This window comes from Brevundimonas sp. UBA5866 (assembly GCF_002432125.1).
GTDB lineage: Bacteria > Pseudomonadota > Alphaproteobacteria > Caulobacterales > Caulobacteraceae > Brevundimonas.
In genome coordinates this window covers 53,642-78,038 of the sequence record NZ_DJFS01000099.1, presented here as the reverse complement: position 1 = coordinate 78,038, position 24,397 = coordinate 53,642, and the positions used below count along the sequence as shown (strand labels likewise).

Below are 24,397 nucleotides of genomic sequence, written 5' to 3'. Positions count from 1 at the left end.
CGCCCACCACCCGAGGTCAGCGTGAGCCGACCTTCCTTTTACTTACCCGTTGATCCGAACCCTCCCTCGCCACGGATGGTGTCGTCAAGGGCCTGCGTAACAATAATCTTGCACTGCTCATGGCGGGCAATGACCATTTGAGCAATTCTTTCTCCACGACGTATCTCAAAAGGTACCTGTCCGTGGTTGATCAAGATGACGCCCAGTTCTCCACGGTAATCGCTGTCGATGGTGCCGGGCGAATTCAATGTGGTGATGCCGTGTTTGAGGGCCAAACCTGAACGTGGCCGCACTTGTGCCTCAAAACCGGGTTCGAGAGCGATCTTCAGGCCCGTCGGTACCAAGGTCCGAGCACCCGGTTCCAGCGTCAGGACCTCATCCTCGCCAATGGCGGCACGAAGATCCATTCCTGCCGAACCCGGCGTCTCATAGGCCGGAAGCGCCAGACCTTCGGCGTGGGGCAGGGGCAGGATACGCAGGATGCTCATAGAGTGTTTGCCTCGAAAAATTCGACAATGCGGTGGGCCAAATGCTTGGCGATTTCGGTTTTTGACTGACGCGGCCAGCTTTCGCTGCCATCGCGCGTGAACAGGGTGACTGAATTGGCGTCGGAGCCGAAAACATCGGTCCTGACATCGTTTCCGACGATCCAGTCACAGCCCTTGCGTGACAGTTTGGCCCTGGCGTTGTCTTCAAGATCGGATGTCTCGGCCGCAAAGCCGACAACCAGTGTGGGTCGCGTCGGACCGGACTTTGAAACGGCGGCCAGAATGTCTGGATTTTCGATAAGGTGCAGGGACGGCGGGCCGCCGCCGGGGGTCTTTTTGATCTTGCCGGTTGCGATGCCGTCCACACGCCAGTCAGCAACGGCCGCGCTCATGACGGCAATGTCGACCGGGGCGGATTTCAGTACGCTCTCGACCGCAGACAGCATTTCGCTGGCGGCCTCTACGGGAATGCGGCGAACGTTTGCGGGAGGGTCAAGGAAGACCGGACCGGATACCAAAGTCACCTCTGCCCCCAGCTCTGACAGGGCCGCGGCCACGGCATAGCCCTGCTTGCCGCTGGAGCGGTTGGTGAGGCCTCGCACCGGATCAATCGCCTCGAAGGTCGGACCTGCTGTGATCACGGCCTTCTTGCCCGCAAGCGGTCTGGCGGTGTCCAGCTCGCGGACAATCGCATCCAGAATGGCGGCGGGTTCGGCCATGCGGCCAAAGCCGTATTCGCCACACGCCATTTCCCCCTCGTCAGGACCGACGAAGGCCCCGCGATGAAAGCCGCTGAACGCTTTCAGTTTTTCGACATTGGCCTTTACCGCCGGATGTTCCCACATCCGCACATTCATGGCCGGAGCCCACAGCGTTTTCTTGTCGGTTGCCAACAGGGTCGTAGAGGCCAGATCATCGGCCATGCCATTGGCGGCCTTGGCGATCAGTCCGGCGGTTGCGGGCGCCACCACGACAAGATCGGCCCAGCGCGACAGTTCGATATGACCCATCGCTGTCTCGTTTTCGGGCATGAACAGGTTTTCGCGCACGGGATGCCCGCTGAGCGCCGCCAGCGACATGGGTGTGACAAACTCTGCGCCTGACTTGGTCAGCAAGGTCATGACCTCGCCACCTGATTTACGGATCAGTCGCACCAGCTCCAGTGCCTTATAGGCGGCGATACCCCCGCCAATGATCAGCAGTACGCGACGGCCGGAAAGGGACGGAATGCTCATAATGCTGTGTGTAGACGCCCATCATGACCGCGTCGAGACAGCATGTTCACGCCAGCGTTGCCATAAAGGGCGAAGCTGAACTATTAAGAATAACGTTGATATGTTCAGGGGTGCGGTATGCGCGGTTTTTGCGGGGCGAGCGTAGCCGCCCTTTTGTTGGTGGGCTTGTCGGCTTGTGGAAACGGCGGCTCTGCGGTCGAGACGCGTGAAAGGGACGAACCCGCCAAGACTGTGCCCTATGCTGCGGTCCAGGATGAGGTCGCCGCACCGCTCCAGCAGGTCGCCGCCCCCTCTGAAGCCCCCGCGCAGTCGGCGGTGATCCTGACCTCGAACCGTCGCGAGACGGCGGGCGCAAAGGCCATCCGTCTATATGAGCGCAACGGGGCCGACTTCGGCGCAACCAGTGCCGAAGATTATCTGGAAAAGGCGAAAAGCTTTACGCGCTCGCCCCCTGCAGATGCCGAAAAGATCAGCCGCCCGAACGGCGACACCCTGATCTATCAGGCGCGCACCAACACCTTTGCCGTCGTCGATAAACGCGGCGTGGTCCGCACCATGTTCAAACCGTCGAACGGTGCGGACTATTGGGAGCGCCAAAAGGCGACAGCGGGCAGTTTCGGCCGCTAGTTCAGGCGGCCTCGAAGGTCAGCGGCGCGCCCCAGAACTGTGCGATCAGGTCCGATTGCGGGCCGGGCTGGCCGGTGGTCAGGAAGGTGCGGCGTCCACTGTTCCCCAGATCATATTCGGGGTGGCGCTCGAAATAGCGTTCCAGGCTGTCGGCCACGGCGGTCGGCTGGCTGATGACCTGGACACCTTCGGGCAGGGCCTCTTCGAACAGGTTGGCCACGATCTCGTAGTGGGTACAGCCCAGGATGGCCTTGTCCGGATGGCGGCCGATGCGGCGGCGTAGGGAATCCACATGGTCGCGTACCACGACGCGCAATTCTTCTTCCGGCGCGCCCAGTTCGATCAGACCGGCAAGACCGGGGCAGGGCTCGGTAAAGACGGCGAGGTCGGTGCGGCGCTTGTCGATCTCGATCTCGTAGACGCGGCTCATGGCCGTGGCGGCGGTACAGAAGATGCCGGTGATGTCGATGGCTTCTTTCTTCTCGCCTTCCAGACGCCCGTCGCGCTCGGCCTCATAGGACCATGGCAGGCCGGTAGCGGCCTCGATGGTCGGCACGATGATGCCCAGCACATTGACCTGACGGCCCAGTTCCTCACGCAGGCCCGGGATCCACGTCTGTTGCAGGCGGCGCAGCGCGATGGCCGAGGCGGTATTGCACGCCAGCACCACCAGAGAGGCTCCTGCACGGAACAGGGTCTCGCAGCCCTTGCGGGTCAGTTCGACGATTTCCTCGCCGCCGCGACCGCCATAGGGGGCATGGGCCTGGTCGCCCAAATAGATGAAATCCCGCTCCGCAAATCGCGAAACGAGTTCACGGTGGACCGTCAATCCACCCACGCCTGAGTCAAAAACGCCTATCGCCATAGTGCGGCCTTTAGACCTCAAGGCTTTCGCCGTCCATCACTTCGCATTACACCCGAAGCGGGAAATGCCGGGACGCGAGAGTCACGGCACTGAATTTTATCAGGTTGGGAGATACCGGATGCACAGACGCCACCTTCTTATCGGAGGCGCGAGCCTCTTTGCCCTTTCGGGCTGTGCCGCTGCGGGTGCGGATCTGGGCGGTGCGGTCAACGCCGCTTCGCAGAACGAGATCGCCATCGCGCGTGCCGTACTGCCGAACACGGCACCGAAGGCCGAGCTGCTGCAAGTCTGGACCGGCCCGTTTGAAGGTGTTCCGCCGTGGGACAAGGTGACGGCCGCCAAGCTGCGCGAAGCCATCATCGAAGGCATCGAACTGCGCCGCGCCGAAATCAATGCGATTGCCAACAATCCGGAACCGGCAACCTTCGCCAACACCTCGGTGGCGATGCAATTGGCGGGTGAGCCGCTGGGCCGTGCTATGGCCCTGTTCGGCGTCATGACCTCGAACATCGGCTCGGCTGAATACCGCACGCTGGAGCGCGAACTGTCGCCGATGCTGTCGGCCGCCAGCGATGAAACCACCTTCAACGCCGCCCTGTTCGCCCGCATCAAGCACGTTCACGACACTGCCGCCTCGGCGGGTCTGAGCGCCGAACAGGCCCGCATCGCCGAGCGTTCGTACAACAGCTTCGTGCGTAACGGCGCGGCTCTGGATGCTGCCGGCAAGGCCGAGCTGGGCCGTATCAACACCGCCCTGTCGAACGCCTTCACCACCTTCGGCCAGAAGGTCGTCGAGGACGAGAAGACCTACATCCACGTCACCGACGAAGCCCAGCTCGCTGGCCTGTCGGCAGGTGACAAGGCCGCTGCCGCCGCTGCGGCCCGCGCCAACAACCTGTCGGGTTGGGCCATCACCAACACCCGTTCCAGCGTCGATCCCTTCCTGTCGTTCGGCGATGACCGCGCCATGCGTGAAAAGGTCTGGCGCGCCTTTGTGAACCGCGGTGACAACGGCGATGCCAATGACACCAATGCCACCATCGCCCAGATCGTGGCCCTGCGTGACCAGCGCGCCAAGCTGCTGGGCTTCAAGAACCACGCTGAATGGCGCATGCAGGACACCATGGCCAAGACCCCTGCGGCGGCCATGGAGCTGATGAACCGCGTGTGGGCTCCGGCCAAGGCCCGCGTGGCCGAGGAAGTCGCCGACATGAAGGCGATCGCCGGTCACGACATCGAGCCGTGGGACTATCTGTACTACGCCGAGAAGGTCCGTAAGGCGAAGTACGACCTCGACCAGAACGAGATCAAACCCTACCTCGAGCTGAACAACGTCAAGCGCGGCGCCTTCTACATGGCCGAGCGCTTGTACGGCTTCACCTTCACCAAGATCACCGACGGTTCGGTGCCGGTCTTCCATCCGGACGTCGAAGTGTTCGAGGTCAAGAACAAGTCGGACGGCTCGCACGTCGGCCTGTTCTATTCGGACGACTTCGCCCGTCCGGGCAAGCGTTCGGGCGCCTGGGCGACGACCTATCGTTCCTATTCGTCGTATGAGGGCGTGAAGAATGTTCTGGCGTCGAACAACAACAACTTCATCAAGGCGCCGTCCGGCCCGCTGCTGATCTCGCTGGATGATGCCGAGACCCTGTTCCACGAGTTCGGCCACGCCTTGCACTCGCTGTCCTCCAAGGTCCGCTATCCGGCTCTGGCCGGTACGCCGCGCGACTATGTGGAATATCCGTCGCAGGTTCACGAGCACTGGGTCCTGACCCGTCCGATCATCGACGGCTTCCTCAAGCACGTCGAGACCGGCCAGCCGATGCCGCAGGCTCTGGTCGAGAAGATCGAGGCCGCTTCGACCTTCAACCAGGGCTATGCCACGGTGTCCTATCTGTCGTCGGCTCTGGTCGACATGGACCTGCACACCCAGACCACCCCGCCGACCGACATCGACGCCTTCGAGCGTGAATCCCTGGCGCGCCTCGGCATGCCCAAGGAGATCGTGATGCGTCACCGTCTGCCGCAGTTCAACCACCTGTTCACGTCGGACGCCTATTCGGCAGGCTACTACTCCTACCTGTGGTCCGAAGTGATGGACGCTGACACCTGGGCCTATTTCGAAGAGTCCGGTGACGTGTTCAATCCGGTGATCGGTGCCAAGTACAAGGAGATCATCCTGTCCGAAGGCAACACCACCGACCGCGGCGAAGCCTATCGCCGCTTCCGTGGCCGCAATCCGGATGTGGCTGCCTTGCTCAAGGTCCGCGGCTTCCCGACGAACTAAGTCAAAGCGCGACAGTAAACCGACGGCCGGTGGAACCTTCCACCGGCCGTTTTGTTTGCCGTGATTGCAGCTTTTGCCGATGGAGGCGGGCCATGAGCATTGTGGCATCCTATGTTTACCGCGACGGCAAATGCGTTCGCCCGGCCCCGCTGACGCCGGAAGGACTGGAACTGGCGAAGGGCGAGTTTCTCTGGATCGGTATGCATGAGCCATCGGCGGACGAGTTCGGCTCTCTGATCGATTGCTTCGGACTGCACCCTCTCGCCGTAGAGGACGCCCTGAGTGCGCACCAGCTGCCAAAACTGGAAGTCTATGGAGACGAGCTGTTTGTCGTGGCCCTGACCGCAGAGTGGCATGATGACAGTATCGTCTATGGCGAAACCCACATGTTCGTGGGCTCAAACCACATCATCACCATCCGTCACGGATCGGGCAGGGGCCATAAACCCCTGCGTGACTATCTGGAGGCATTTCCGGAACAGATGGCACAGGGGCCGGATCGGGTCCTCTATGCGGTGCTGGATTTCATTGTCGTTGGCTATATGCCGATCGTCGACGCGATCGAGGACAGCGTGCTGGAAACCGAGCATGTGGCGCTGGACAGGTTTCTGTCCCGCAGCGATGCGACGAACCTGTTCCAACTGCGTCGGCAACTGCTGAAATTCTATCGTCTGGCAGGACCGATGGAGGACATGGTCAAGCGGCTGTACCTGTGGGACCTGCCGGTCATCGGACCGGAAGTGAGGCCCTATTTCCGCGACGTGGCCGATCAGGTGCGGCGTGTGGCGGGGCGCACATCGGCCCTGCTGGATATCGTGTCATCGGTCTTCGATGTTTCCAGTCTTCTGGAGCAGCAGAGGCAGGGCGTGATTACGCGAAAGCTGGCCGCATGGGCCGCCATACTGGCGACCCCGACCGCTATAGCCGGTATCTATGGGATGAACTTCCGTCTGATGCCGGAACTGAACTGGACCTATGGATACCCCGCGGCCTTGCTGCTGATGTTGGCGGTGTGCGCGGGGCTGTTTGCCAGCTTCAAACGCTCGGGCTGGCTCTAGAATAAAAAGCACCGACCCCGGGGGAGGTCGGTGCTGTCGTCTGGCCACCTTGGAGGGACGGACTAGACTTCACTACGCTTACTGACTTGTTGGATCTGCAATCAGGCTTGGTCGATGCTGTTTGCAGCGTATTCGGTGTTGCGGGCTTCGCGGGACTGGACGTAGGCCATGCGTTGCTGGACCGGCAGCATGCTCAGGGCTTCTTCACGTACAGCCTCTTTGCAGGTGATTACTTGCACGCCGCGTACGGCCGAGCACAGCGAGCGGGCGGCCTTGCGCACATCGCGCTCAAAGCGTTGGGCACCGGCAGGGGTGTCGATATTCTGGGTGTTGATGACAACCTGAGCCTGGGCCGAGGTAGCGAGGAGAGCGGCGGCAGCCGCCAGAGTAGCGATCTTGATCATGGGGCGTTTCCAGAAAGAGAGGATTGATTGGCGTTACTGGCTGCCCTTTTGACCCGAGATATTGAAAGCGTAATGACGTACCTATGGTATAAATCGGACGAATATATAATTATTGCTCATGATTACTGAAATGTCAGATGTGAAAGTAATATTACACTGATGTAATATTTATTTATACAGCCCGCGTTTATCGCCGCATGACGCCCTGCTTCGTAACGACTCCTGAGTCGACACGGGCTTGAAAATGGGGCATAAGCCGCCACTTCCGGCGCAAGTGAAACTCGCGTCTCCACCTGCACGACAGCTTTGTCGAGTGTGCTACCGCGCTTTGCGCTACTTGAGCACGGCCTTCGGGCGCTCAGGAACGCAGGCGCCGCTTGACCCTACGGGGCTCAAGTAGGCCGACCGGCCGATAGCCCCTCAATAAAGAACGAGGCAGGCGAGAACCCTCTGTCGACGAGTATCGTCCACAGAGGCCGTTGTCGTATGGAGCCGAGCCAACGGTCCCGCCACGGATTTGAGGTTTTGAATGTTTGATGCTCTGAACGAGCGGCTGACTGGCGTATTTGACCGGATTACCGGTCGCGGCGCGCTGTCCGCTAAGGATGTCGAAGAGGCGCTGCGCGAGGTCCGCGTCGCCCTGCTCGAAGCCGACGTCGCTCTTCCGGTCGTCAAGGACTTCATCAACCGCGCCAAGGAACAGGCGACGGGCGAGGAAGTCATCCGCTCGGTCAAGCCGGCGGATCAGGTCATCAAGATCGTCTATGACGGCCTCGTTGAAATGCTGGGCGGTGAAGAGCCGGTCCCGCTGAACACCAATGCCGCCCCGCCCGCCGTCATCCTGATGGCCGGTCTGCAGGGCTCGGGTAAGACCACCACCTCGGCCAAGCTGGCCCTGCGCCTGTCGAAGTTCGACCGCAAGAAGGTGATGATGGCCTCGCTGGACACCCGTCGTCCGGCCGCCATGGAACAGCTGGCCACCCTGGGTCAGCAGATCGAGGTCGCCACCCTGCCGATCGTGGCCGGCGAAAGCGCCGTCCAGATCACCCGCCGCGCCCTTCAGTCGGCTAAGCTTCAGGGCTTTGACGTCCTGATCCTCGACACCGCGGGCCGCATCACGCTCGACGAAGCGCTGATGAACGAAGTCGCCGAAGTGGCCGACATCGCCAAGCCGGTGGAAACCCTGCTGGTTGCCGACAGCCTGACCGGTCAGGACGCCGTGCGTACGGCATCGGCCTTTAACGAGCGCCTGCCGCTGACGGGTCTGATCCTGACCCGCGCCGACGGCGACGGTCGTGGCGGTGCCATGCTGTCGATGCGCGCCGTCACCGGCCTGCCGATCAAATATCTGGGTGCCGGTGAAAAGGTCGATCAACTCGACGTCTTCGACGCCCGCCGTGTCGCTGGCCGTATCCTCGGTCAGGGCGACATCGTGGCCCTGGTCGAAAAGGCTGCTGCCGATCTCGATCAGGCCAAGGCCGAGAAGATGGCCCGCAAGCTGGCCAAGGGCCAGTTCGACCTCGACGATCTGGCGGCCCAGCTGAACCAGATGAAGAAGATGGGCGGCCTTCAGGGCATCATGGGTCTTCTGCCGGGCGTGGCCAAGCTGAAGAACCAGATGGCCGACAACAATGTCACCGACAAGATGATCGACCGCCAGCTGGCCGTGATCTCTTCGATGACCAAGGCCGAGCGCAAGAAGCCCGATCTGCTGAACGCCAGCCGCAAGAAGCGTATCGCGGCCGGTTCGGGCGTAGAGGTTCAGGACATCAACCGTCTGCTCAAACAGCACCGTCAGATGTCCGACATGGTCAAGTCGCTGTCCAAGGGCGGCGGCAAGAACCTGCAAAAGATGGCGGCCATGATGGGCGGACTGCCCGGCATGGGCGGCGGCGGTCCGGACATGGCCCGCCTGAAAGCACTGGGCGGCGGCAAGATGCCGGAACCCAGCGCCGACGAATTGAAAGCCCTTCAGGACCGCATGGCCGGCCTGGGTGGCGGACAACTTCCGGGGGGGCTTCCGGGTCTTCCGGGCTTCCCCAAGAAAAACTGACTTTCCGAGAAAGAGACTGAAATGCTGAAGATCCGTCTGGCCCGTGGTGGCTCCAAGAAGCGTCCTTACTACCACATCGTCGTCGCCGACGCCCGCGCTCCGCGCGATGGTAAGTTCCTCGAGAAGGTTGGCTCGTACAACCCGATGCTGCCGAAGGACGGCGCGACCCCGCGCGTGACCCTGAAGGTCGAGCGCATCAACGAATGGCTGGTCAAGGGCGCTCAGCCGACCGACCGCGTTGCTCGCTTCCTGTCGCAAGACGAAGTGCTGGGCGAAAAGGTCAAGTGGGTCCAAGGCAACAACCCGAAGAAGGGTACCCCGGGCAAGAAGGCTCAAGAGCGCGCTGAAGAACGTAAGCAACGCGAAGCCGACCGTCTGGAAGCCGAAGCTGCTGCCAAGGCTGAAGCTGAAGCCGCTGCTGCTGCTCCGGCCGCTGAAGAAGCCCCGGCTGCTGAAGAAACCACCGAAGCCTAATTACGGCTTCATCGGTAACTTCGATGATTTAAGGAAGGCAGCGTCCGCAAGGGCGCTGCTTTTCTGCTATCTGGACGTGAGTTGAACCCAAGGAGCCCGAGTTGAGCGGCGACGATAAATATATTCTGGTGGCCCAGATCGGTGGTGCCTTCGGTGTGAAAGGCGAGGTGAAGATCACCGCCTATACCGCCGATGCCCAGTCGCTGAAGACCTATTCGCCCCTGTTGGACGCCAAGGGCCAGCCGGTGCTGACCATCCTGTCGGCCCGTCCGGACAAGCATGGTCTGGTGGCCAAGGTCAAAGAGCTGACCACCAAGGAAGAGGCTGACGCCGCCCGTGGCCGCAAGCTCTATGTCCACCGCGACCAACTGCCGGAACCGGACGAGGACGAGTTCTATCTCGCCGACTTGATCGGCCTTGAGGGCCGCGATGCCGACGACAAGGTCATCGGTAAGGTGAAGGCGGTACAGAATTTCGGTGCCGACGACATGCTGGAAATCGCACCGGCCGAGGGCGGCCCGACGTGGTACCTGCCGTTCACCAAGGCGGCGGTGCCGGAACTGCATATCGGGGACGGCTGGCTGCGGGTTATCCGGCCCAACGAGATCAGCGAGCGCGATCCGGACTAAATATCGGTACAGCGGTTGCCGCAGACGGGGCAGGTCCACATATCCGGTGTATTCCAACACCGGAGGCATTATGGCCGACCTGTCCCGCTTTGCCGTTACCCGTCAGTATCCGGCGAAAACCCCCGATAGGCTCCAGCTCTATTCCATGCCCACACCCAATGGTGTGAAGGTTTCCATTCTGCTGGAAGAACTGGGGCTGGACTATGAGGCGCACTATGTGGACATCACAGAGAACGCGACCTGGACAGACGATTACCTGTCACTCAATCCCAATGGAAAAATGCCGGCCATAATCGATCCGGATGGACCGGGTGGACAGCCGCTAAGCCTGTTCGAGTCCGGAGCCATTCTGGTTTACCTGGCCGAGAAGCATGGACGCTTCCTGCCTCGAGACCCCGCCCTGCGGTATGAAACCCTGCAATGGGTCTTCTTCCAGATGGCGGCTGTGGGGCCGATGTTCGGTCAGCTCGGTTTCTTCCATCGTTTTGCCGGCAAGGCCTTCGAGGACAAGCGTCCGCGCGATCGCTATGTCGCAGAGGTCAAGCGGCTGCTGGGTGTTCTGGAGACGCGGCTTTCACCGTCCGGCGCGCCGGCCCGTCAGTGGATCATGGGCGATGACTATACGATCGCCGATATGGCCCTGATCGGTTGGGTCGGTATTCTGGATGGCTTTTATGAAGCGACCGAGATTGTCGGTACGGCCAACTATCCGGCTGTCGCTGCCTGGCTGCAGCGGGCCCGGGCGCGCCCTGCTGTGCAGCGCGGGTTGAACACACCCGCCAAGCCATAGAATGCACAAGGGGCGCGACCGGCCTGGATCGCGCCCCTTTCCATAGCTTGGCTTGAAAGGCGTCAGACTTCTTCGACGGGGGCGTCAGGCACGTACTTCTTGATCGATTCAATGGCGCGCTTGGCACCGGACTTGTCCGAATAGCCCTCGGTCGAGAAGATGATTTCGGAGTTGTATTTGAAACGGACGCGGAACTCGCCAGCCTTGTCCTGATAGACTTCGAACTTGTGAGCCATGATTGCCTCGCGGAAAAAGACCGCCATTCGGTCGGAGCCAAGCTGACATGGCCCAGCTTGGTTTGAAAACCGCCAATTTGTAAAAAATGCGGTCAGCGCCGCTTCATCACCATCCGGGCGATGGTGCCGATAACCAGACCCCAGAAGGCGGCACCGATACCGAACAGGGCCATTCCCGAGGCCGTCGCTGCAAAGGTCAGTATGGCGGCCTCACGCTCATGGCTGCTGGCCATCATAGTGGACAGGGAACCGCCAAGAGGGGCCAGCAGGGCCAATCCCGTGATCACCGCCAGGACATGGGCGGGCATGCCGATGAACAGTCCGGCCAGAGGCGCTGCGAACAAGGCCACGACAACATAGATCAGACCATAGACCACGCCGACCTTCCAGCGCTGGCGGGCGTCGGGATGGGCTTCCTCGCTGGTACAGATGGCGGCGGTGATCGCGGCCAGATTGACCCCGTGCCCTCCGAAAGGGGCCGCGATCAGACTTCCCAGTCCGGTCCAGAAAATAAGTCGGTTGGCCGCAGGCTCGTACCCCGCAGTACGCAGCACCACGAGGCCGGGCAGGTTCTGGGAAGCGAGGGTGACAAGATATAAGGGTACGGCCAGGCCTATGGCTGCCGTCAGCTCGAAGCGCGGCATGACCGGCTCCAGATGCCCGAATAGCCCGGTACCCTGCGGCAAGCCCAACTGTCCGCGCATCATCAAGACTGCGAAGGCCACGCCCAGCACGACAGGCAGTGACCAGACCGGCCAAAAGCGGCGCATCGTCAGATAGACGCCGAACAGGCCGATGATCATCGGCAGATCGGCCTGCGCCACCTGAAACAGCTTCATGCAGAAGGGCAACAGCACACCGGCCAACATGCCCGAGGCGATGCCGGAGGGTATGCGCGCCGCCAGCCGTCCGAACACGGGAACAAGGCCTGTCACGACCATCAGCAGGGCGGCGGTTACAAAGGCCCCGATGGCGGTCGGCCACGAATATCCGGCAGTCGTGGCCGCAAGTAAGGCCGCGCCCGGTGTCGACCACGCCAACACGATTGGCATCTTCATCCGCCAGCTCAGCAAGGCACCGGGGATGCCGATCCCCAGCGTCAGGGCGGCCAGCATGGAGACGATCTGTGAAGGCGATGCGCCAAGCGCCTGTCCGGCCTGCACCACCAGAGCCACAGTGCCCCCAAAGCCGATCACCACACCGACTGCGGCGGACGATACGGAGGAGAACGGCAGAGATGGTCGCATGCGCGGGCCTACAAAAAAGGGAGGCGGTGATGACCGCCTCCCTTCATGTCTAACCCTTCTGGATCAGGCTTCAATATCTTCCGGCAGGCCGACGGCGTGGAAACCGGCGTCAACGTGAACCACTTCGCCGGTGGTGGAGCGGCCCAGGTCCGAGGTCAGCCACAGGGCGGCGCCAGCGACGCCTTCCATCGAGGTCTCTTCCTTGATCAGCGAGAACTGTGCCGACTTGGAGTGCAGGCCACGGCCACCCGAGATACCGGCCAGCGACAGGGTGCGCATGGCACCGGCCGAGATGGCGTTGACGCGGATGTTCTTCGGACCGAGGTCACGGGCGATGTAGCGGGTGGCGGCCTCAAGACCGGCCTTGGCCACGCCCATCGTGTTGTAATTCGGGATCACGCGTTCCGAACCCAGATAGGTCAGGGTGATCATCGAGCCACCGTTCGGCATCAGCTCAGCCGAGCGACGGGCCACATCCACGAAGCTGTAGACCGAGATGTTCATGGCCAGCAGGAAGCTGTCGCGGGTGGTGTTGTCGACGAACGAGCCCTGCAGCTCGTTCTTGTTGGCGAAGGCGACCGAGTGGACCACGAAGTCGATCTCGCCGAAGGTTTCCTTCAGCGCGGCGAAGGCGGCATCCATCGAGGCGTCGTCCGAGACGTCGCACGGGATGATGGCCTTGGCGCCGACGCTTTCGGCCAGCGGGCGCACGCGGCGCTCCAGGCTTTCGCCGAGGTAGGTGAAGGCCAGTTCCGCACCCTGGGCCGCCAGCTGCGAGGCGATGCCCCAGGCGATCGAGTTGGAGTTGGCAACGCCCATGATCAGGCCCTTCTTGCCCTTCATCAGCTCGCCCTTAGGCATATCCCAGCCGTCAGCCATGATTATCTCCTGGAAATCTAAATCTGTTGCCTGTCTTTTGGACGCGCCCGCCGCCACTGACAAGACGCAGGGTCAAGATTGCCGAGGCTGGCATTCATCCGCACGACCACTACAGTGGTGGCCATGAGCCTTGATGTAACGCCGGAACAAGCCTTGGCAGGCCCTGTATTCTGGGACCGCCGCGAACTGGACCAGCTCCTGCGGGTATATGGCCGTATGGTCGCGCAGGGCGAGTGGCGGGATTATTCGATGGCGGGGCTCAAGGATGTGGCCGAGTTCGCCGTCTTTCGCCGCCACGGCGACGCCCCGGCCTACCGCATCGAAAAACGCCCTTCGCTGCGTCTGAAGCAGGGTCAGTATGCGGTGATCGGCGAGGGCGGTGTGATCCTGAAACGCGGGCGGGAATTGGCGCAGGTGCTCAAGGTTTTCGACAGCCGCCGTTTCACGGTGGTGGAATAGAAAAAGGCCCCGGCATTTCTGCGGGGCCTTCTGTAGATCAGGACTTCAGTCCCTATCCCTTACTATTCGCGCTGGCCCATGAAGGCGAGCAGGAACTGGAACAGGTTGATGAAGTTGATGAACAGGCTAAGCGCACCGAAGCCGGTGGCCACGCCCAGAGCCTGCTGGTCGCCGCCCAGTGCGTAGTAGGTCATCTTCAGACGCTGGGTGTCATAGGCGATCAGACCCGAGAAGATCAGCACGCCCAGACCCGAGATGATCAGGTAGAAGGTGCCGGACTGCATGAAGATGTTGACGATCGAGGCGATCACCAGACCGATCACGCCCATGATCAGGAAGGTGCCCATACCGGTCAGGTCCTTCTTGGTCGTGTAACCAAACAGGCTCAGACCGCCAAAGGCCGCGGCGGTGACAAAGAAGGTCGAGGCCAGCGAACCGTTGGTGTAGCGCAGGAACAGGATGCCCAGACCGGCACCGATGGTGGCGACCACGGCCCAGTACAGCATGTTCACGCCGCGCGCGGTCGGGTTCTTCATGAAGAACATCGAACCGAACAGCATGACCAGCGGCGAGAACTGCACCAGCATACCCAGCATGGTCAGGCCGATGCGGCCGTCGTCGAGGCGTGCGAACAGCAGTTGCTGCACAGCCGGAACGTTGCCGGTGATGTAGGCCAGAACGCCAGCAACAACCAGGCCGATGGCCAGCTTGTTGTAAACGCCCAGCATGAAGGCGCGCAGACCGGCGTCGACGGACATGTCCGCCGACTGCGGAAGCGGGCGCGCATAGCCGTTGTTGAAGTCGCTCATCGCGAAATTCGTCTCCCAAATGGTCGGAGTATGCCGACCTTGATCGAAATATCGGGTCGGACAGTCTCCTATGCAAGGAAAACCCGCCTTTAAGTCGTCCGTTCCAGCCGCTACCAACGGTCGCATGCTCAGACTTTTCACCGCCCTGCACGTCCCCGAACACATCGCCGAGACCCTGCAACGCCGCCAGACCGGCTTGCCGGGGGCCAGGTGGCGACCGCTGGAACAGCTGCACATCACGCTGGCCTTCTATGGCGATGCGACCGAGCGTCAGGCCGATGATCTGGCATCCGAACTGGTGCGGGCCGAAGGGCGCGGAGCCTTTGATCTGGAGCTGAACGGTGTCGGGGCTTTTGGCGACAACCACCAGAGCCACACCATCTGGGCAGGGGTGAAACCCAATGAAGCGCTGAGCCAACTGGCCGCCCGCTGCAAATCGGCGGGTGAGCGTGCGGGCCTACCGCCCGAGCGACGCGAATATCGCCCCCACGTTACCTTGGCCTATCTGAAACCCGAGACGAATCCGGACCGCGTCGGCGCTTGGATTACAGGGCACAACCTGCTCCAGTCCCCGCCGATCCGCTTTACGACGTTCGGCCTCTATTCCAGCGTCCTGACGCGGGAGGGCAGCGTCTATACGCTGGAGAGGGAGTATTATCTGTGACGCCTTGGACCGGAACCACTGAAACCCGCGTCGGCCCCACGCTGGAGACAGAGCGGCTGATCCTTCGCCCGCCGACGCTGGAGGACTTCCCGCGCTGGTGCGAGCTGTTGGCGGATGAAGAGGCCAGCCAGTTCATCGGTGGCACCCAGTCCAAGCATCAGGTCTGGCGCGCAATGGCGATGGTGGTCGGCATGTGGGCGCTGCACGGCGAGGGCATGTTCTCGGTCATCGACAAACAGACGGGCCTGTGGCTGGGTCGGATCGGTCCGCTTCACCCCTATGACTGGCCGGGCAGGGAAGTGGGCTGGAGCCTGCACCCCGATGCCCACGGCAAGGGCTATGCGATGGAAGCGGCCATTGCGACCATGGACTATGCCTTCGATGTGCTGGGCTGGCATGACGTGATCCACTGCATCGACCCGCGAAACAAACCTTCGGAAAAGGTGGCCGAAAAGCTGGGGTCCAAGAACCGTGGCCCGCGTCCGCTGCCTGCCCCGTTCGATACGGCGACCTGCAATATCTGGGGTCAGACGAAAGACGAGTGGCAGATCAACCGCCAACGCCTTGTGGCTGGAACGTAAGAAGAACATAATATCGGCATGGCCTCACCCCCTGCCGATATCGAGCTACGCTTTTCGCGCCCCGAAACCACCCATTCGGTGACGCGCGGGGCCGCCCGCCTTTTGGCGGAAATGGGCTATGCACCCTTGATGGAGGTGTGCTTGCCCAATGGTCGCCGCGCCGATGTTCTGGCCTTGGGCAAGAAGGGCGACATCATCATTGTCGAGGTCAAATCCGGCCTCGACGATTTTCGCGTCGACCGCAAATGGCATGAATATGCGCCCTATTGCGATGCCTTCTATTTTGCCGTCTCGCCGGATTTCCCCGAAGGCGTCCTGCCCTATGAGCCGGGTCTGATCATAGCTGACGGTTTCGGGGGCGTCGTGGTGCGCGACGCCGCGCCCGAGCNNGAGCCACTGGCGGCGGCGCGGCGCAAGGCGATGCTGATCGCCTTCGGACGGCTCAGCGCCTTCCGAATGGCCCGTAGCGAGGTTGGATCCCAACCTTAAAGCAGCCAGCGACCGCGATGGTGGGGTAGGGCAAAAACGCCCTCAAGCAGCCAGCGCCCACGGCGCAGGCGATAGGGCAAAAAATAAACCCGCGCTTTAGCGCGGCGCGCGCTTGGCGAGGATGCGCTGTAGCGTGCGGCGGTGCATGCCAAGGCGGCGTGCCGTCTCCGAAACATTCTGGTCGCACAGTTCGAACACGCGCTGGATGTGTTCCCAGCGGACGCGGTCGGCGCTCATGGGGTTTTCTGGCGGCTCGGGTGCCTCGCCCGAGGACAGCAGGGCCTTGACGACGTCATCGGCATCGGCAGGCTTCTGAAGATAGTCAACGGCACCGGCCTTGACCGCTGCGACAGCGGTCGCGATTGCACCATAGCCGGTCAGCATGACGATGCGGGCGTCTTCGCGGGCGGCGCGCAGGGCCTCGACGACCTTCAGGCCGTTACCGTCCTCCAGACGCATATCCAGCACGGCAAAGGCGGGCGGTGATTGACGGATATGGCTCTGGGCCTCGGCTACAGACGCGGCCAGCGCAACCTGGAAACCACGGGATTCCAGCGCACGCCCCAGTCGGGTTCGCAGCGCCTGATCGTCGTCCAGCAACAGCACGGACTTGTCGGCAAGCTGGGCAATCAGGTTTTCAAGTTCAGACATCAACTTCTCCTGAGCCTCAGGTCGGGGTTCGGGGCACCAAGGTCAAGGCGCAAGAACGATGGTGCGACATATAGTGTCATACGTCATTGTGCGCGGTGTGGTTCCTCATCCCGGTCCGGTTGGTGGGCCTCCAGCCTCTGGCGGGGCCATCGCACGGAAACACGCGCCCCCTGTCCTGCGCCCTCGGCGTGCGGCAGGCCATTGCCTATGCTCACCCGTGCGCCGCTGCGTTCCAGTAGCGTGCGGGCGATGAAAAAGCCCAGACCCATGCCGCCCTGGCTGGGCGCTATCTGCGCTTCTTCGGGGCGGCCCGCAGCCGCCAGTTGCTTGGCCAGAGCGCGCCTGGCCTTGTTCTGGGGACGTGTGGTCACATAGGGCTCGCCCAGACGCGGCACGACATCGGGGGCAAACCCCGGCCCGTCGTCGCTGATGTCGATGGTGATCCATCCGGCATCGACCGTCGCTGTCAGGGCCACATTCTGGTTGGCGAAATCGGCGGCATTTTCGACCAGAGCCGACAGGCCGTGGATGATCTCGGGCCGGCGGTAGATGCGGGGCAGGGGCTGTCCCTCCGGCGCGATGACCTGAAGGTGGAACTCCAGATCGAATCCCTGATGGGGGGCGGCGACCTCTTGCAGCAGGGCTTTCAGATCGGCTTCGGCGAAGGGGGCGTCATCATCCTGATGGGCGTCCGACAACTGGTTGAGTATCTCGCGGCAGCGGGCGGCCTGTTGCAGGATCAGGGCCGCATCCTCTGCGGCCGGGCTTTCGGCCGGGGCCTGGCGCAGCATCTCGCGGGCGACGATCTGGATGGTTGCCAGCGGTGTGCCCAGTTCGTGCGCGGCAGCGGCGGCCAGACCGCCGATCGCGGCAAGCCGTTGTTCGCGCTGGAGCACGTCCTGGGTGGTGGCCAGCGCCAGCTCCAGACGCTGGGCATCATAGGCGACCTTCCAGGCATAGCCCGAGGTAAACAGAACGCCCGTAATCAGGGCGATGCCCAGTTCCATCCGGTACAGGCCCGGCAACTCCAGAGCCTCGTCCGTGCGCCACGGAAAGGGCAGGGACCACCAGAACATGCAGGCCACACACACCAGTGCCAGTGTCGCAAGGCCGAGCGCCTGCCGCGATGGCAGGCTGGCCGCCGCGACGGTGACAGGGGCCACCAGCAACAGACAGAAGGGATTGGTCAGCCCGCCCGTCAGCGCCAGAAGGGCAGACAGCTGCAGGATGTCGAAACCCAGCTGGAATGTGGACAGGGTATCGTCGCTCAGACCCGCCCCCTTGCGGCGGGCACCGGCCATCGTCACCAGATTCATGGCCACGCTGGCCGCGATGACGGTCAAACAGGCCCAGAGCGGCAGTGGAAAGTTCAGCACGAAATAGGCGGTCATGACCGCGCCGGTCTGGCCGATGATTGTCAGCCAGCGCAGGACGATCAGCGTCCGCAGGCTCAAACCCCTGCCACGACTGGACTGCCGCGACAGGCTGAGCAGGTCGTGGGTGCCACTACGGGCAGCGCTGGCGATGGCCTGCGACAGGGAGGGGGCTTCTGTACCGTTCACCGAACCCTTATACCCTCAAAACGTCGCGCGCCGCACCGGGCGCATGCGCGCAGTTGGTTCTCGTCAAAGGGTGGCCTTATGCCCCGTCGTTCCATCATTGTTTTTGCTGCCATCTGTACCATTCTGTCTTTGGGTCTGGCGCTGTTTGCCGTCACGGTCTGGAGCAACCGTAACGGTTCCGATGCCCCCCGTGCCCGCGAAGTGGCTACGGGACAGCCGCTGATCGGTGGTGACTTCACGCTTGTGAACCAGGACGGGGATACGGTGGACCAGACCATGCTGGACGGTAAATGGTCGTTGGTCTTCTTCGGCTTCACCTATTGTCCGGACTACTGCCCGACCACCCTGGGTGTCCTGAACGCCGTGCAGGAACAGTTGGGCGATGATGCCAAGGATCTGCAGATTGTCTTTATCAGCATCGATCCAGCCCGTGATACGCCGCAGATGCTGAAAGACTATCTGTCATCCGAAGGTTTCCCGAAGGGTGTGATCGGCCTCACCGGCACCCAGGAACAGGTGGATGCCGCCGCCAAGGCCTATCGTGTCTATTACAAGAAAGAGGGCACGGGCGAAGGCTATACGATGAACCACACTTTGACGGTCTATCTGATGGGGCCGGATGGCCAGCTGCGCAGCCCGCTGGCCCATGATCTCGGGCCGGACAAGGCCGTAGGCGTCATCCGTCGCGTGATGGCGCGCGGCTGATCCCAAAAGGGCTACCGCAAGGAAAGCTTTTCAAGGTGCAACGGGCATGGTTCATTGTGCGTTGCAGTATGAAAGCTGCTAGCCCTTGCCCGCTCAAGCGGGTGCGTTGATTGGTATTCCATGCTCTACGCTCTGCACGAGCTCGCCTATCATTCGGCAACGCCCCTGCGTTTCGGGGCACAGATGGCCCGTCAATTCTGGACCTCGCCGTTCAACCTCGCCTCCGATACGGCGCTGGGCCGTACAGCCTTTGCCACCGCCGAGCTGGTCGAGAGCCTGACCCGCCGCTATGGCAAACCGGAATGGCGGCTGGATACCGTCAATCTGGATGGCCATACCGTACGCACCGAAACCCGCACGGTCTGGTCCTCGGCGTGGTGCAAACTGCTGAGGTTCGAGCGCAACCGCGATGATCTGAAGGCTGCGGACCGTCCGGTCGATGCGCCTGCGGTTTTGATCGTCGCCCCCCTTTCTGGACATTATGCGACCTTGCTGCGCGGTACGGTCGAGGCCTTCCTCCAGGACTATGATGTTCTGGTGACCGATTGGGTAAACGCCCGCGAAGTGCCGATTCTGGAAGGGCGTTTCGATTTCTCGGACTATATCGATCACATACGCCTGATGCTCGAGGCTATCGGCGGTCGCGCCCATGTCGTGTCTGTGTGCCAGCCGGGGCCGCCCGTTCTGGCGGCCTGTGCGCTGATGGCCGCTGACGGGCATCCGAACCGGCCTGCCTCGATGAGCTACCTCGGCTCTCCTATCGACGCGCGTCTGTCGCCCACCGTGACCAACCAGCTGGCCGAGGAAAAGCCGTTCACCTGGTTCAAGTCGAACATGATCCATACCGTGCCCTTTCCCTATGCGGGCATGGGGCGGCGGGTCTATCCGGGCTTTGTGCAGCTTTACAGCTTCATGTCGATGAATGAGGAGAAACACATCGACGCCCATCGCAGCTATTTCGACAGTCTGGTCAGCGGCGACGGAGACGGTGTCGAAAAGCACGAGGAATTCTACGACGAATACCTGTCGGTGCTGGACCTGACCGAAGAGTTCTATCTGCAGACCATCGACCATGTGTTCCAGCGGTATTCCCTGCCGCGCGGTGTTCTGGAGCATCGCGGGCGCAAGGTCGATCTGTCGGCCATCAGCGACATCGGCCTTGCGACGATAGAGGGTGAGAACGACGACATATCGGGTGTGGGCCAGACACAGGCCGCACATGTGCTGACGCCGAATATTCCTGACAGCCGCCGTCTGCTTCATGTACAGGCCGATGTCGGCCACTACGGCGTGTTCAACGGTCGCCGTTTCCGCGAGCATATCTATCCGCGACTAAGGGATTTCATCACAGCCAATGAAGCTGTTTCAGCCTAGGTATCGTGATGGTGACCGTCTGGCTCTGTCCAGCGGCCACATCCTCAGGCTGTCGGTGAACAAGCGGGCGCGCCGTCTTTCGATCCGTATCGATGCCAGGACCCGCGAGGCGGTGGTGGTTGCGCCATCGGCATCCACCCTTGCGCAGGGTGTGGACTTCGCCCGCTCCAAGACGGACTGGATCGCCGACAAGTTGGACGGGTCTGTCGAGATACGCCCGTTTGCCCCCGGTATGACCGTCGGCCTTCTGGGGCGCATCATACGTCTGGAAGCTGTGGCGGGTGTCGGGGCCGCGCGTCTGGTCGATCTGCCCGGCGGTCCGGTTCTGCGGGCGGGCGGTGAAGCAGAGGCCTATTCCCGCAGGATCGAGAACTGGTTTCGCAAACAGGCTCGTCTGTTCCTGGTGGAGCGGACCGATCACTATCTGGAAAAGCTGGGCCAGCCGCCCGTGCGGGTATCGATTGTGGACACACGCTCGCGCTGGGGGTCATGCAGCCCGCACAACCGTTCGATCCGGTATTCCTGGCGGGTTGTGATGGCCCCTGAAAAGGTCGCCGACTATCTGGTGGCCCATGAGGTCGCCCATTTGATCCGTGCCGACCACAGCCCGGAATACTGGGCCGTGGTCGAAGGATTGATCGGCGATCACAGGCCCATGCGCCAATGGCTGAAACACCACGGCGCAGAGCTGCACGCTAACGGGGCCTAGTAGAAGAGGGCCTCGTCGGATCGCGCGGGTTCGGTGCGCTTGGGTGCCGGTCTGGCGATTTCCACCTGAGGTTCGGCAGGACGCATGTTTTCCGGCACCGTTGGCATGCCGTCTTCATCCAGGACGCCGGTCTCGTTGGCATAGGGGTCCTCGATCTGGCTCAGCGCATTGCCGACAGGGTCGGGCGGGATCCAGCCTTCCGGCAGGGCGGGGCCATTCGGGATGGCCTGAACGGCCAGCTTGGGCAGGGCGGCTTGCATGAAGGTGGCAAAAATGGCCGCAGGCGCGCCCCCGCCGGATACACGGTTCATGGGGGTGTTGTTGTCCTTGCCCACCCAGACCGCGGTCGTGAAGCCGCCGGTATAACCGACGAACCATGCGTCCTTATAGTCTGAGGTCGTGCCGGTCTTGCCGGCAATATCACGTCCTCCAACGGCGGCAGCGCGGCCCGTGCCCGAGGTCACGACGGCCCGGAGCATCTGGTTCAGATAGTAGAGCGACGGGTTCTGGATGGCCTGGCTGACCTCCGGCGTCCCGTGCTCGTAGACCACGCGGCCATCGGCGGTACGGATGCGGCTGATGCCCCATGCCTTCACGCGGCGCCCGCCATTGGCAAAGGCGTCATAGGCCTGGGCCATTTCCAGCGGAGACACTTCTACAGCGCCCAGTGCCATCGACGGCGAGGTGCTGATATTGCCGGTGATGCCCAGGCGACGCGCCGCATTGGCCACGTTCGAGCGGCCGACCTGATCGGCCACCGAGGCCGCCACAGTGTTGGTCGAGGCGGCAACCGCCTGTTGCAGGGTCATCTCGCCGCTGAAGCCGCCCGAATAGTTGCGGGGCGACCAGCCACCGATGGTGACAGCTTCGTCGACCACGCGGGTGTCCGGCGTATATCCGGCCTCAAGTGCGGCCAGATAGACAAAGGGCTTCCACGCCGAGCCGGCCTGACGGCGGGCTTCGGTGGCGCGGTTGAACTGGCTGTCGGGATAGGAGGCACCGCCGATCATGGCGCGGACGCGGCCTTCGCCATCCAGCGCCACCAGCGCGGCCTGCTCGACCCCCTTGTTCTTGTCACGATCCACGATGCGGCGCACGGCGCGCTCGGCATCGGTCTGCAGTGAAAGGTCCAGCGTCGTTTCAACGACGAGATCCTGCGTTTGCTGCCCGACCATGCCGCGGACCTGTTTGTCCAGCCAGTCCACGAAATACTGGGCGTGCTGGCTGGCCAGCGTGCGCGAAACGCGCACAGGCTCGGCTACCGCCGTATCGCGTTGGGCTGGGGTAATGGTGCCCGTATCGACCATCGAGTTCAGCACCACGGTGGCGCGGGTTGCCGCACGTTCGCTCTCGCTGACCGGCGAATAACGCGACGGGGCTTTCAGCAGACCGGCCAGAAGCGCGGCCTCGCCGACGGTCAGGCGCTGGGCGGGTTTGTCGAAATAGCGTTGCGAAGCCGCTTCGATGCCATAGGCCCCGGCACCGAAATAGACGCGGTTCAGATAGAGGGCGAGGATCTCTTTCTTGCTGAATTTCACTTCCAGCCAGACAGCCAGCATCAACTCCTGAATCTTGCGTTTCAGGTTCTGGTCCGGCGTCAGAAACAGGTTTTTGGCCAGCTGCTGGGTGATGGTCGAGCCACCCTGTACAACGCGCTTGGCCTTGAGGTTGGCCGCCATTGCGCGGCTCATGCCGATGGGATCGAAGCCGGGGTGGCTCCAGAAACGACGGTCTTCGATCGCCACAAAGGCGGCTGGGACATAGTCAGGCAGGGCGTCCAGATCGACAGGCGGTGCCATCTGTGAACCGCGCACGGCGATCAAGGCACCCGAGCGGTCCAGATAGGTGATCGAAGGCTGGCGATCGACGTTGTAGAGGCTGGAAGTGTCGGGCAGATCGCGGGCGAATACTGCGAAAAACACGACAGCGAAAATCAGGCCCCAAACGGCCAGGACCGACCCCCAATAGAACAACCGTCCGAAAAACGAGCGGCGTGGCTTGGGCTCGGCCTGATGGTTGCGATCTTTACGCGCCATGAATGTCCTCGTGCATTTGCACCCCCGAACCTAGCGGCTCGGGGGCACTACACAACAGCCATAGCCTGTCGCCAAAATGATGGCGACTTAATTGGATTTCAGGAAGGCGTCGATTTCCGAGTTAAAAACCTCGGCCTGGTCGAACATGATGAAGTGCGCGCTGTCATCGATGCGCTTCAGCGTCGTCTGAGGCCGGCTGGCAAAGCTGGCCGTATAGAGCATGTCCGTTATCTCGTTGGTCACGCGCGGGTCGTTGAATTTGACGTACAGCACAGTCATCGGAACGGTGATCTTGGGCAGGTCGCCGCGCAGATCGGTGATGACCAGGTCATGATAGGCGGCTGCGGAAACGCGCTGGTCGCTGTTGCGGGCGTCAGCGATCGCCTCTTCGCGGCGGCTTTCAGTGTTGATCATGCCGGTGATGGTGGCCGCGGCGGCGTCATCATAGGCCTGTCGGTTCAGGCCGGTCTGGGCCGCCCATACCATCTGTGCCGCGGGCTTTACGCTTTCGGCGGTGGTGCCCGGAGGTCCGAACATCGCGCCGAGGAAGGGCATCATGTCCACGACCATGACCTTGCTGACGGCATCGGGATGCTGGGAGGCCAGCGTCATGGCCAGCGTGCCGCCCAGAGAGTGACCGATCACCGCCGGCCTATCTAGGTCCGCTTCGCGTATATAGCGTGCGATCTCTTCGCTGACGGGCGCGATAAACGGTTGGGGGGTATCGCCGGTCTGGGCATTGTCCTTGGGCTCGGCACCGCCAAAGCCCTGCACATGGATGCGGTGGATGCGGTAGTTGGGCAGCAGATGATCGACCGTTCCCTGCCAGATGCGGGGCGAGGACGACAGGCCGGGGATCAGAATGATGTCGGGCGCGCCTTCGGGGCCATCCACACGTACATGGATACGTCCGGATTCGAAGGCGGCGTGCTGATGGGCGTGCTGGGTCTGGGGCTGCATGTCCTCGACTGCGAAGGCCGGAGCGGCCAAAGCCAGAGGCGCGGTGAGTGCGATCGCGAGAATGGCTGTGCGATGCGCTGCGATGCGGGACAAGGGCATTTCTCCGATGATGTGTTTTCTCGAGCT

26 protein-coding genes are annotated in these 24,397 nt (G+C 62.2%); 14 read left to right on the top strand and 12 right to left on the bottom strand.

Features of this window, described 5'->3' with window-relative positions:
- Positions 1-38: 38 nt before the first annotated feature.
- Both dut and coaBC read right to left on the bottom strand, forming a co-directional pair.
- Positions 39-488, bottom strand: coding sequence for a dUTP diphosphatase (gene dut / locus B3H86_RS13585; RefSeq protein ID WP_292054859.1), 450 nt, complete (start codon positions 486-488; stop codon positions 39-41).
- Positions 485-1,723, bottom strand: a complete 1,239-nt coding sequence (coaBC, locus tag B3H86_RS13580) for a bifunctional phosphopantothenoylcysteine decarboxylase/phosphopantothenate--cysteine ligase CoaBC (RefSeq protein WP_292054857.1) — start codon at positions 1,721-1,723, stop codon at positions 485-487. Before coaBC ends, dut begins: the two co-directional genes overlap by 4 nt.
- Before the next feature lie 159 nt (positions 1,724-1,882).
- Between coaBC and B3H86_RS13575 the strand changes: the two genes are divergently transcribed.
- On the top strand, positions 1,883-2,350 hold the full coding sequence (locus tag B3H86_RS13575) for an S-type pyocin family protein (protein ID WP_292054893.1): 468 nt from the start codon (positions 1,883-1,885) through the stop codon (positions 2,348-2,350).
- Position 2,351: 1 nt separating this feature from the next.
- On the opposite strand, the gene B3H86_RS13570 is transcribed toward B3H86_RS13575, so the two are convergent.
- Positions 2,352-3,215 (bottom strand): glutamate racemase, encoded by an 864-nt coding sequence (locus tag B3H86_RS13570; protein WP_292054856.1) that lies wholly within the window; start codon positions 3,213-3,215, stop codon positions 2,352-2,354.
- A gap of 118 nt (positions 3,216-3,333) precedes the next feature.
- Between B3H86_RS13570 and B3H86_RS13565 the strand changes: the two genes are divergently transcribed.
- Together B3H86_RS13565 and B3H86_RS13560 are read left to right on the top strand one after the other, a co-directional pair.
- Positions 3,334-5,502, top strand: a complete 2,169-nt coding sequence (locus B3H86_RS13565; RefSeq protein WP_292054855.1) for a M3 family metallopeptidase — start codon at positions 3,334-3,336, stop codon at positions 5,500-5,502.
- Between the two features lie 92 nt (positions 5,503-5,594).
- Positions 5,595-6,560 carry a magnesium and cobalt transport protein CorA gene (locus tag B3H86_RS13560; protein WP_292054853.1) on the top strand — a complete coding sequence of 322 codons (966 nt, stop codon included), beginning with the start codon at positions 5,595-5,597 and terminating at the stop codon, positions 6,558-6,560.
- Between the two features lie 101 nt (positions 6,561-6,661).
- Here B3H86_RS13560 and B3H86_RS13555 read toward each other — a convergent pair whose 3' ends face one another.
- Positions 6,662-6,964, bottom strand: a complete 303-nt coding sequence (locus B3H86_RS13555; protein WP_292054850.1) for a UrcA family protein — start codon at positions 6,962-6,964, stop codon at positions 6,662-6,664.
- A gap of 529 nt (positions 6,965-7,493) precedes the next feature.
- On the opposite strand from B3H86_RS13555, the gene ffh reads away from it, so the two are divergent.
- The 4 genes from ffh to B3H86_RS13535 all read left to right on the top strand — a co-directional run bounded on the left by ffh (position 7,494) and on the right by B3H86_RS13535 (position 10,910).
- On the top strand, positions 7,494-9,017 hold the full coding sequence (gene ffh / locus B3H86_RS13550) for a signal recognition particle protein (RefSeq protein WP_292054847.1): 1,524 nt from the start codon (positions 7,494-7,496) through the stop codon (positions 9,015-9,017).
- A gap of 21 nt (positions 9,018-9,038) precedes the next feature.
- Positions 9,039-9,491: a 30S ribosomal protein S16 gene (gene rpsP, locus B3H86_RS13545; RefSeq protein ID WP_292054843.1), complete on the top strand. Its 453-nt coding sequence runs from the start codon at positions 9,039-9,041 to the stop codon at positions 9,489-9,491.
- Between the two features lie 101 nt (positions 9,492-9,592).
- Positions 9,593-10,120 carry a ribosome maturation factor RimM gene (gene rimM, locus B3H86_RS13540; protein ID WP_292054839.1) on the top strand — a complete coding sequence of 176 codons (528 nt, stop codon included), beginning with the start codon at positions 9,593-9,595 and terminating at the stop codon, positions 10,118-10,120.
- A gap of 70 nt (positions 10,121-10,190) precedes the next feature.
- Positions 10,191-10,910 (top strand): glutathione S-transferase N-terminal domain-containing protein, encoded by a 720-nt coding sequence (locus tag B3H86_RS13535; RefSeq protein ID WP_292054835.1) that lies wholly within the window; start codon positions 10,191-10,193, stop codon positions 10,908-10,910.
- A 62-nt stretch (positions 10,911-10,972) separates the two neighbouring features.
- Here B3H86_RS13535 and B3H86_RS13530 read toward each other — a convergent pair whose 3' ends face one another.
- The 3 genes from B3H86_RS13530 to B3H86_RS13520 form a co-directional block, all read right to left on the bottom strand.
- Entirely contained in the window at positions 10,973-11,146 is a 174-nt protein-coding gene (locus B3H86_RS13530; protein ID WP_292054833.1) for a YegP family protein, read from the bottom strand.
- 92 nt (positions 11,147-11,238) lie between these two features.
- A complete protein-coding gene (locus B3H86_RS13525) occupies positions 11,239-12,393 on the bottom strand; it encodes a benzoate/H(+) symporter BenE family transporter (protein WP_292054829.1) in 1,155 nt (384 codons plus the stop codon).
- Between the two features lie 63 nt (positions 12,394-12,456).
- Complete coding sequence (locus tag B3H86_RS13520) at positions 12,457-13,272, bottom strand: enoyl-ACP reductase FabI (RefSeq protein WP_292054828.1); 816 nt, start codon at positions 13,270-13,272, stop codon at positions 12,457-12,459.
- 123 nt (positions 13,273-13,395) lie between these two features.
- Here B3H86_RS13520 and B3H86_RS13515 point away from each other — a divergent pair, with 123 nt between their 5' ends.
- Positions 13,396-13,731 carry a DUF2794 domain-containing protein gene (locus B3H86_RS13515; protein ID WP_292054825.1) on the top strand — a complete coding sequence of 112 codons (336 nt, stop codon included), beginning with the start codon at positions 13,396-13,398 and terminating at the stop codon, positions 13,729-13,731.
- A gap of 62 nt (positions 13,732-13,793) precedes the next feature.
- On the opposite strand, the gene B3H86_RS13510 is transcribed toward B3H86_RS13515, so the two are convergent.
- On the bottom strand, positions 13,794-14,540 hold the full coding sequence (locus B3H86_RS13510) for a Bax inhibitor-1/YccA family protein (protein ID WP_292054823.1): 747 nt from the start codon (positions 14,538-14,540) through the stop codon (positions 13,794-13,796).
- 124 nt (positions 14,541-14,664) lie between these two features.
- Between B3H86_RS13510 and thpR the strand changes: the two genes are divergently transcribed.
- From thpR to mmcB, 3 genes are read left to right on the top strand one after another with little or no spacing between them, the layout of a single operon-like run.
- Positions 14,665-15,204 (top strand): RNA 2',3'-cyclic phosphodiesterase, encoded by a 540-nt coding sequence (gene thpR, locus B3H86_RS13505; RefSeq protein WP_292054821.1) that lies wholly within the window; start codon positions 14,665-14,667, stop codon positions 15,202-15,204.
- Entirely contained in the window at positions 15,201-15,785 is a 585-nt protein-coding gene (locus B3H86_RS13500) for a GNAT family N-acetyltransferase (RefSeq protein ID WP_292054820.1), read from the top strand. Before thpR ends, B3H86_RS13500 begins: the two co-directional genes overlap by 4 nt.
- 18 nt (positions 15,786-15,803) lie before the next feature.
- Complete coding sequence (gene mmcB / locus B3H86_RS13495) at positions 15,804-16,274, top strand: DNA repair putative endonuclease MmcB (RefSeq protein WP_292054817.1); 471 nt, start codon at positions 15,804-15,806, stop codon at positions 16,272-16,274.
- A gap of 96 nt (positions 16,275-16,370) precedes the next feature.
- Here the strand turns inward: mmcB and B3H86_RS13490 are convergent, their stop codons facing one another.
- Both B3H86_RS13490 and B3H86_RS13485 read right to left on the bottom strand, forming a co-directional pair.
- Positions 16,371-16,925 (bottom strand): ActR/PrrA/RegA family redox response regulator transcription factor, encoded by a 555-nt coding sequence (locus B3H86_RS13490; protein WP_292054814.1) that lies wholly within the window; start codon positions 16,923-16,925, stop codon positions 16,371-16,373.
- Positions 16,926-17,008: 83 nt separating this feature from the next.
- Positions 17,009-18,487, bottom strand: a complete 1,479-nt coding sequence (locus B3H86_RS13485; RefSeq protein ID WP_292054810.1) for an ActS/PrrB/RegB family redox-sensitive histidine kinase — start codon at positions 18,485-18,487, stop codon at positions 17,009-17,011.
- A gap of 78 nt (positions 18,488-18,565) precedes the next feature.
- On the opposite strand from B3H86_RS13485, the gene B3H86_RS13480 reads away from it, so the two are divergent.
- The 3 genes from B3H86_RS13480 (at position 18,566) to B3H86_RS13470 (ending at position 21,275) form a co-directional block, all read left to right on the top strand.
- The gene (locus B3H86_RS13480; RefSeq protein ID WP_292054806.1) at positions 18,566-19,192 is read left to right on the top strand and encodes an SCO family protein; all 627 of its coding nucleotides are present in this window, start codon (positions 18,566-18,568) and stop codon (positions 19,190-19,192) included.
- 120 nt (positions 19,193-19,312) lie between these two features.
- Positions 19,313-20,566, top strand: a complete 1,254-nt coding sequence (locus B3H86_RS13475; protein WP_292054803.1) for a polyhydroxyalkanoate depolymerase — start codon at positions 19,313-19,315, stop codon at positions 20,564-20,566.
- Positions 20,547-21,275, top strand: coding sequence for a M48 family metallopeptidase (locus B3H86_RS13470; protein ID WP_292054800.1), 729 nt, complete (start codon positions 20,547-20,549; stop codon positions 21,273-21,275). The genes B3H86_RS13475 and B3H86_RS13470 overlap by 20 nt, the downstream gene beginning before the upstream one ends.
- On the opposite strand, the gene B3H86_RS13465 is transcribed toward B3H86_RS13470, so the two are convergent.
- Positions 21,272-23,311 carry a transglycosylase domain-containing protein gene (locus tag B3H86_RS13465; protein WP_292054798.1) on the bottom strand — a complete coding sequence of 680 codons (2,040 nt, stop codon included), beginning with the start codon at positions 23,309-23,311 and terminating at the stop codon, positions 21,272-21,274. The genes B3H86_RS13470 and B3H86_RS13465 overlap by 4 nt on opposite strands.
- A gap of 87 nt (positions 23,312-23,398) precedes the next feature.
- Complete coding sequence (locus B3H86_RS13460) at positions 23,399-24,364, bottom strand: alpha/beta fold hydrolase (RefSeq protein ID WP_292054796.1); 966 nt, start codon at positions 24,362-24,364, stop codon at positions 23,399-23,401.
- Positions 24,365-24,397 lie beyond the last annotated feature (33 nt).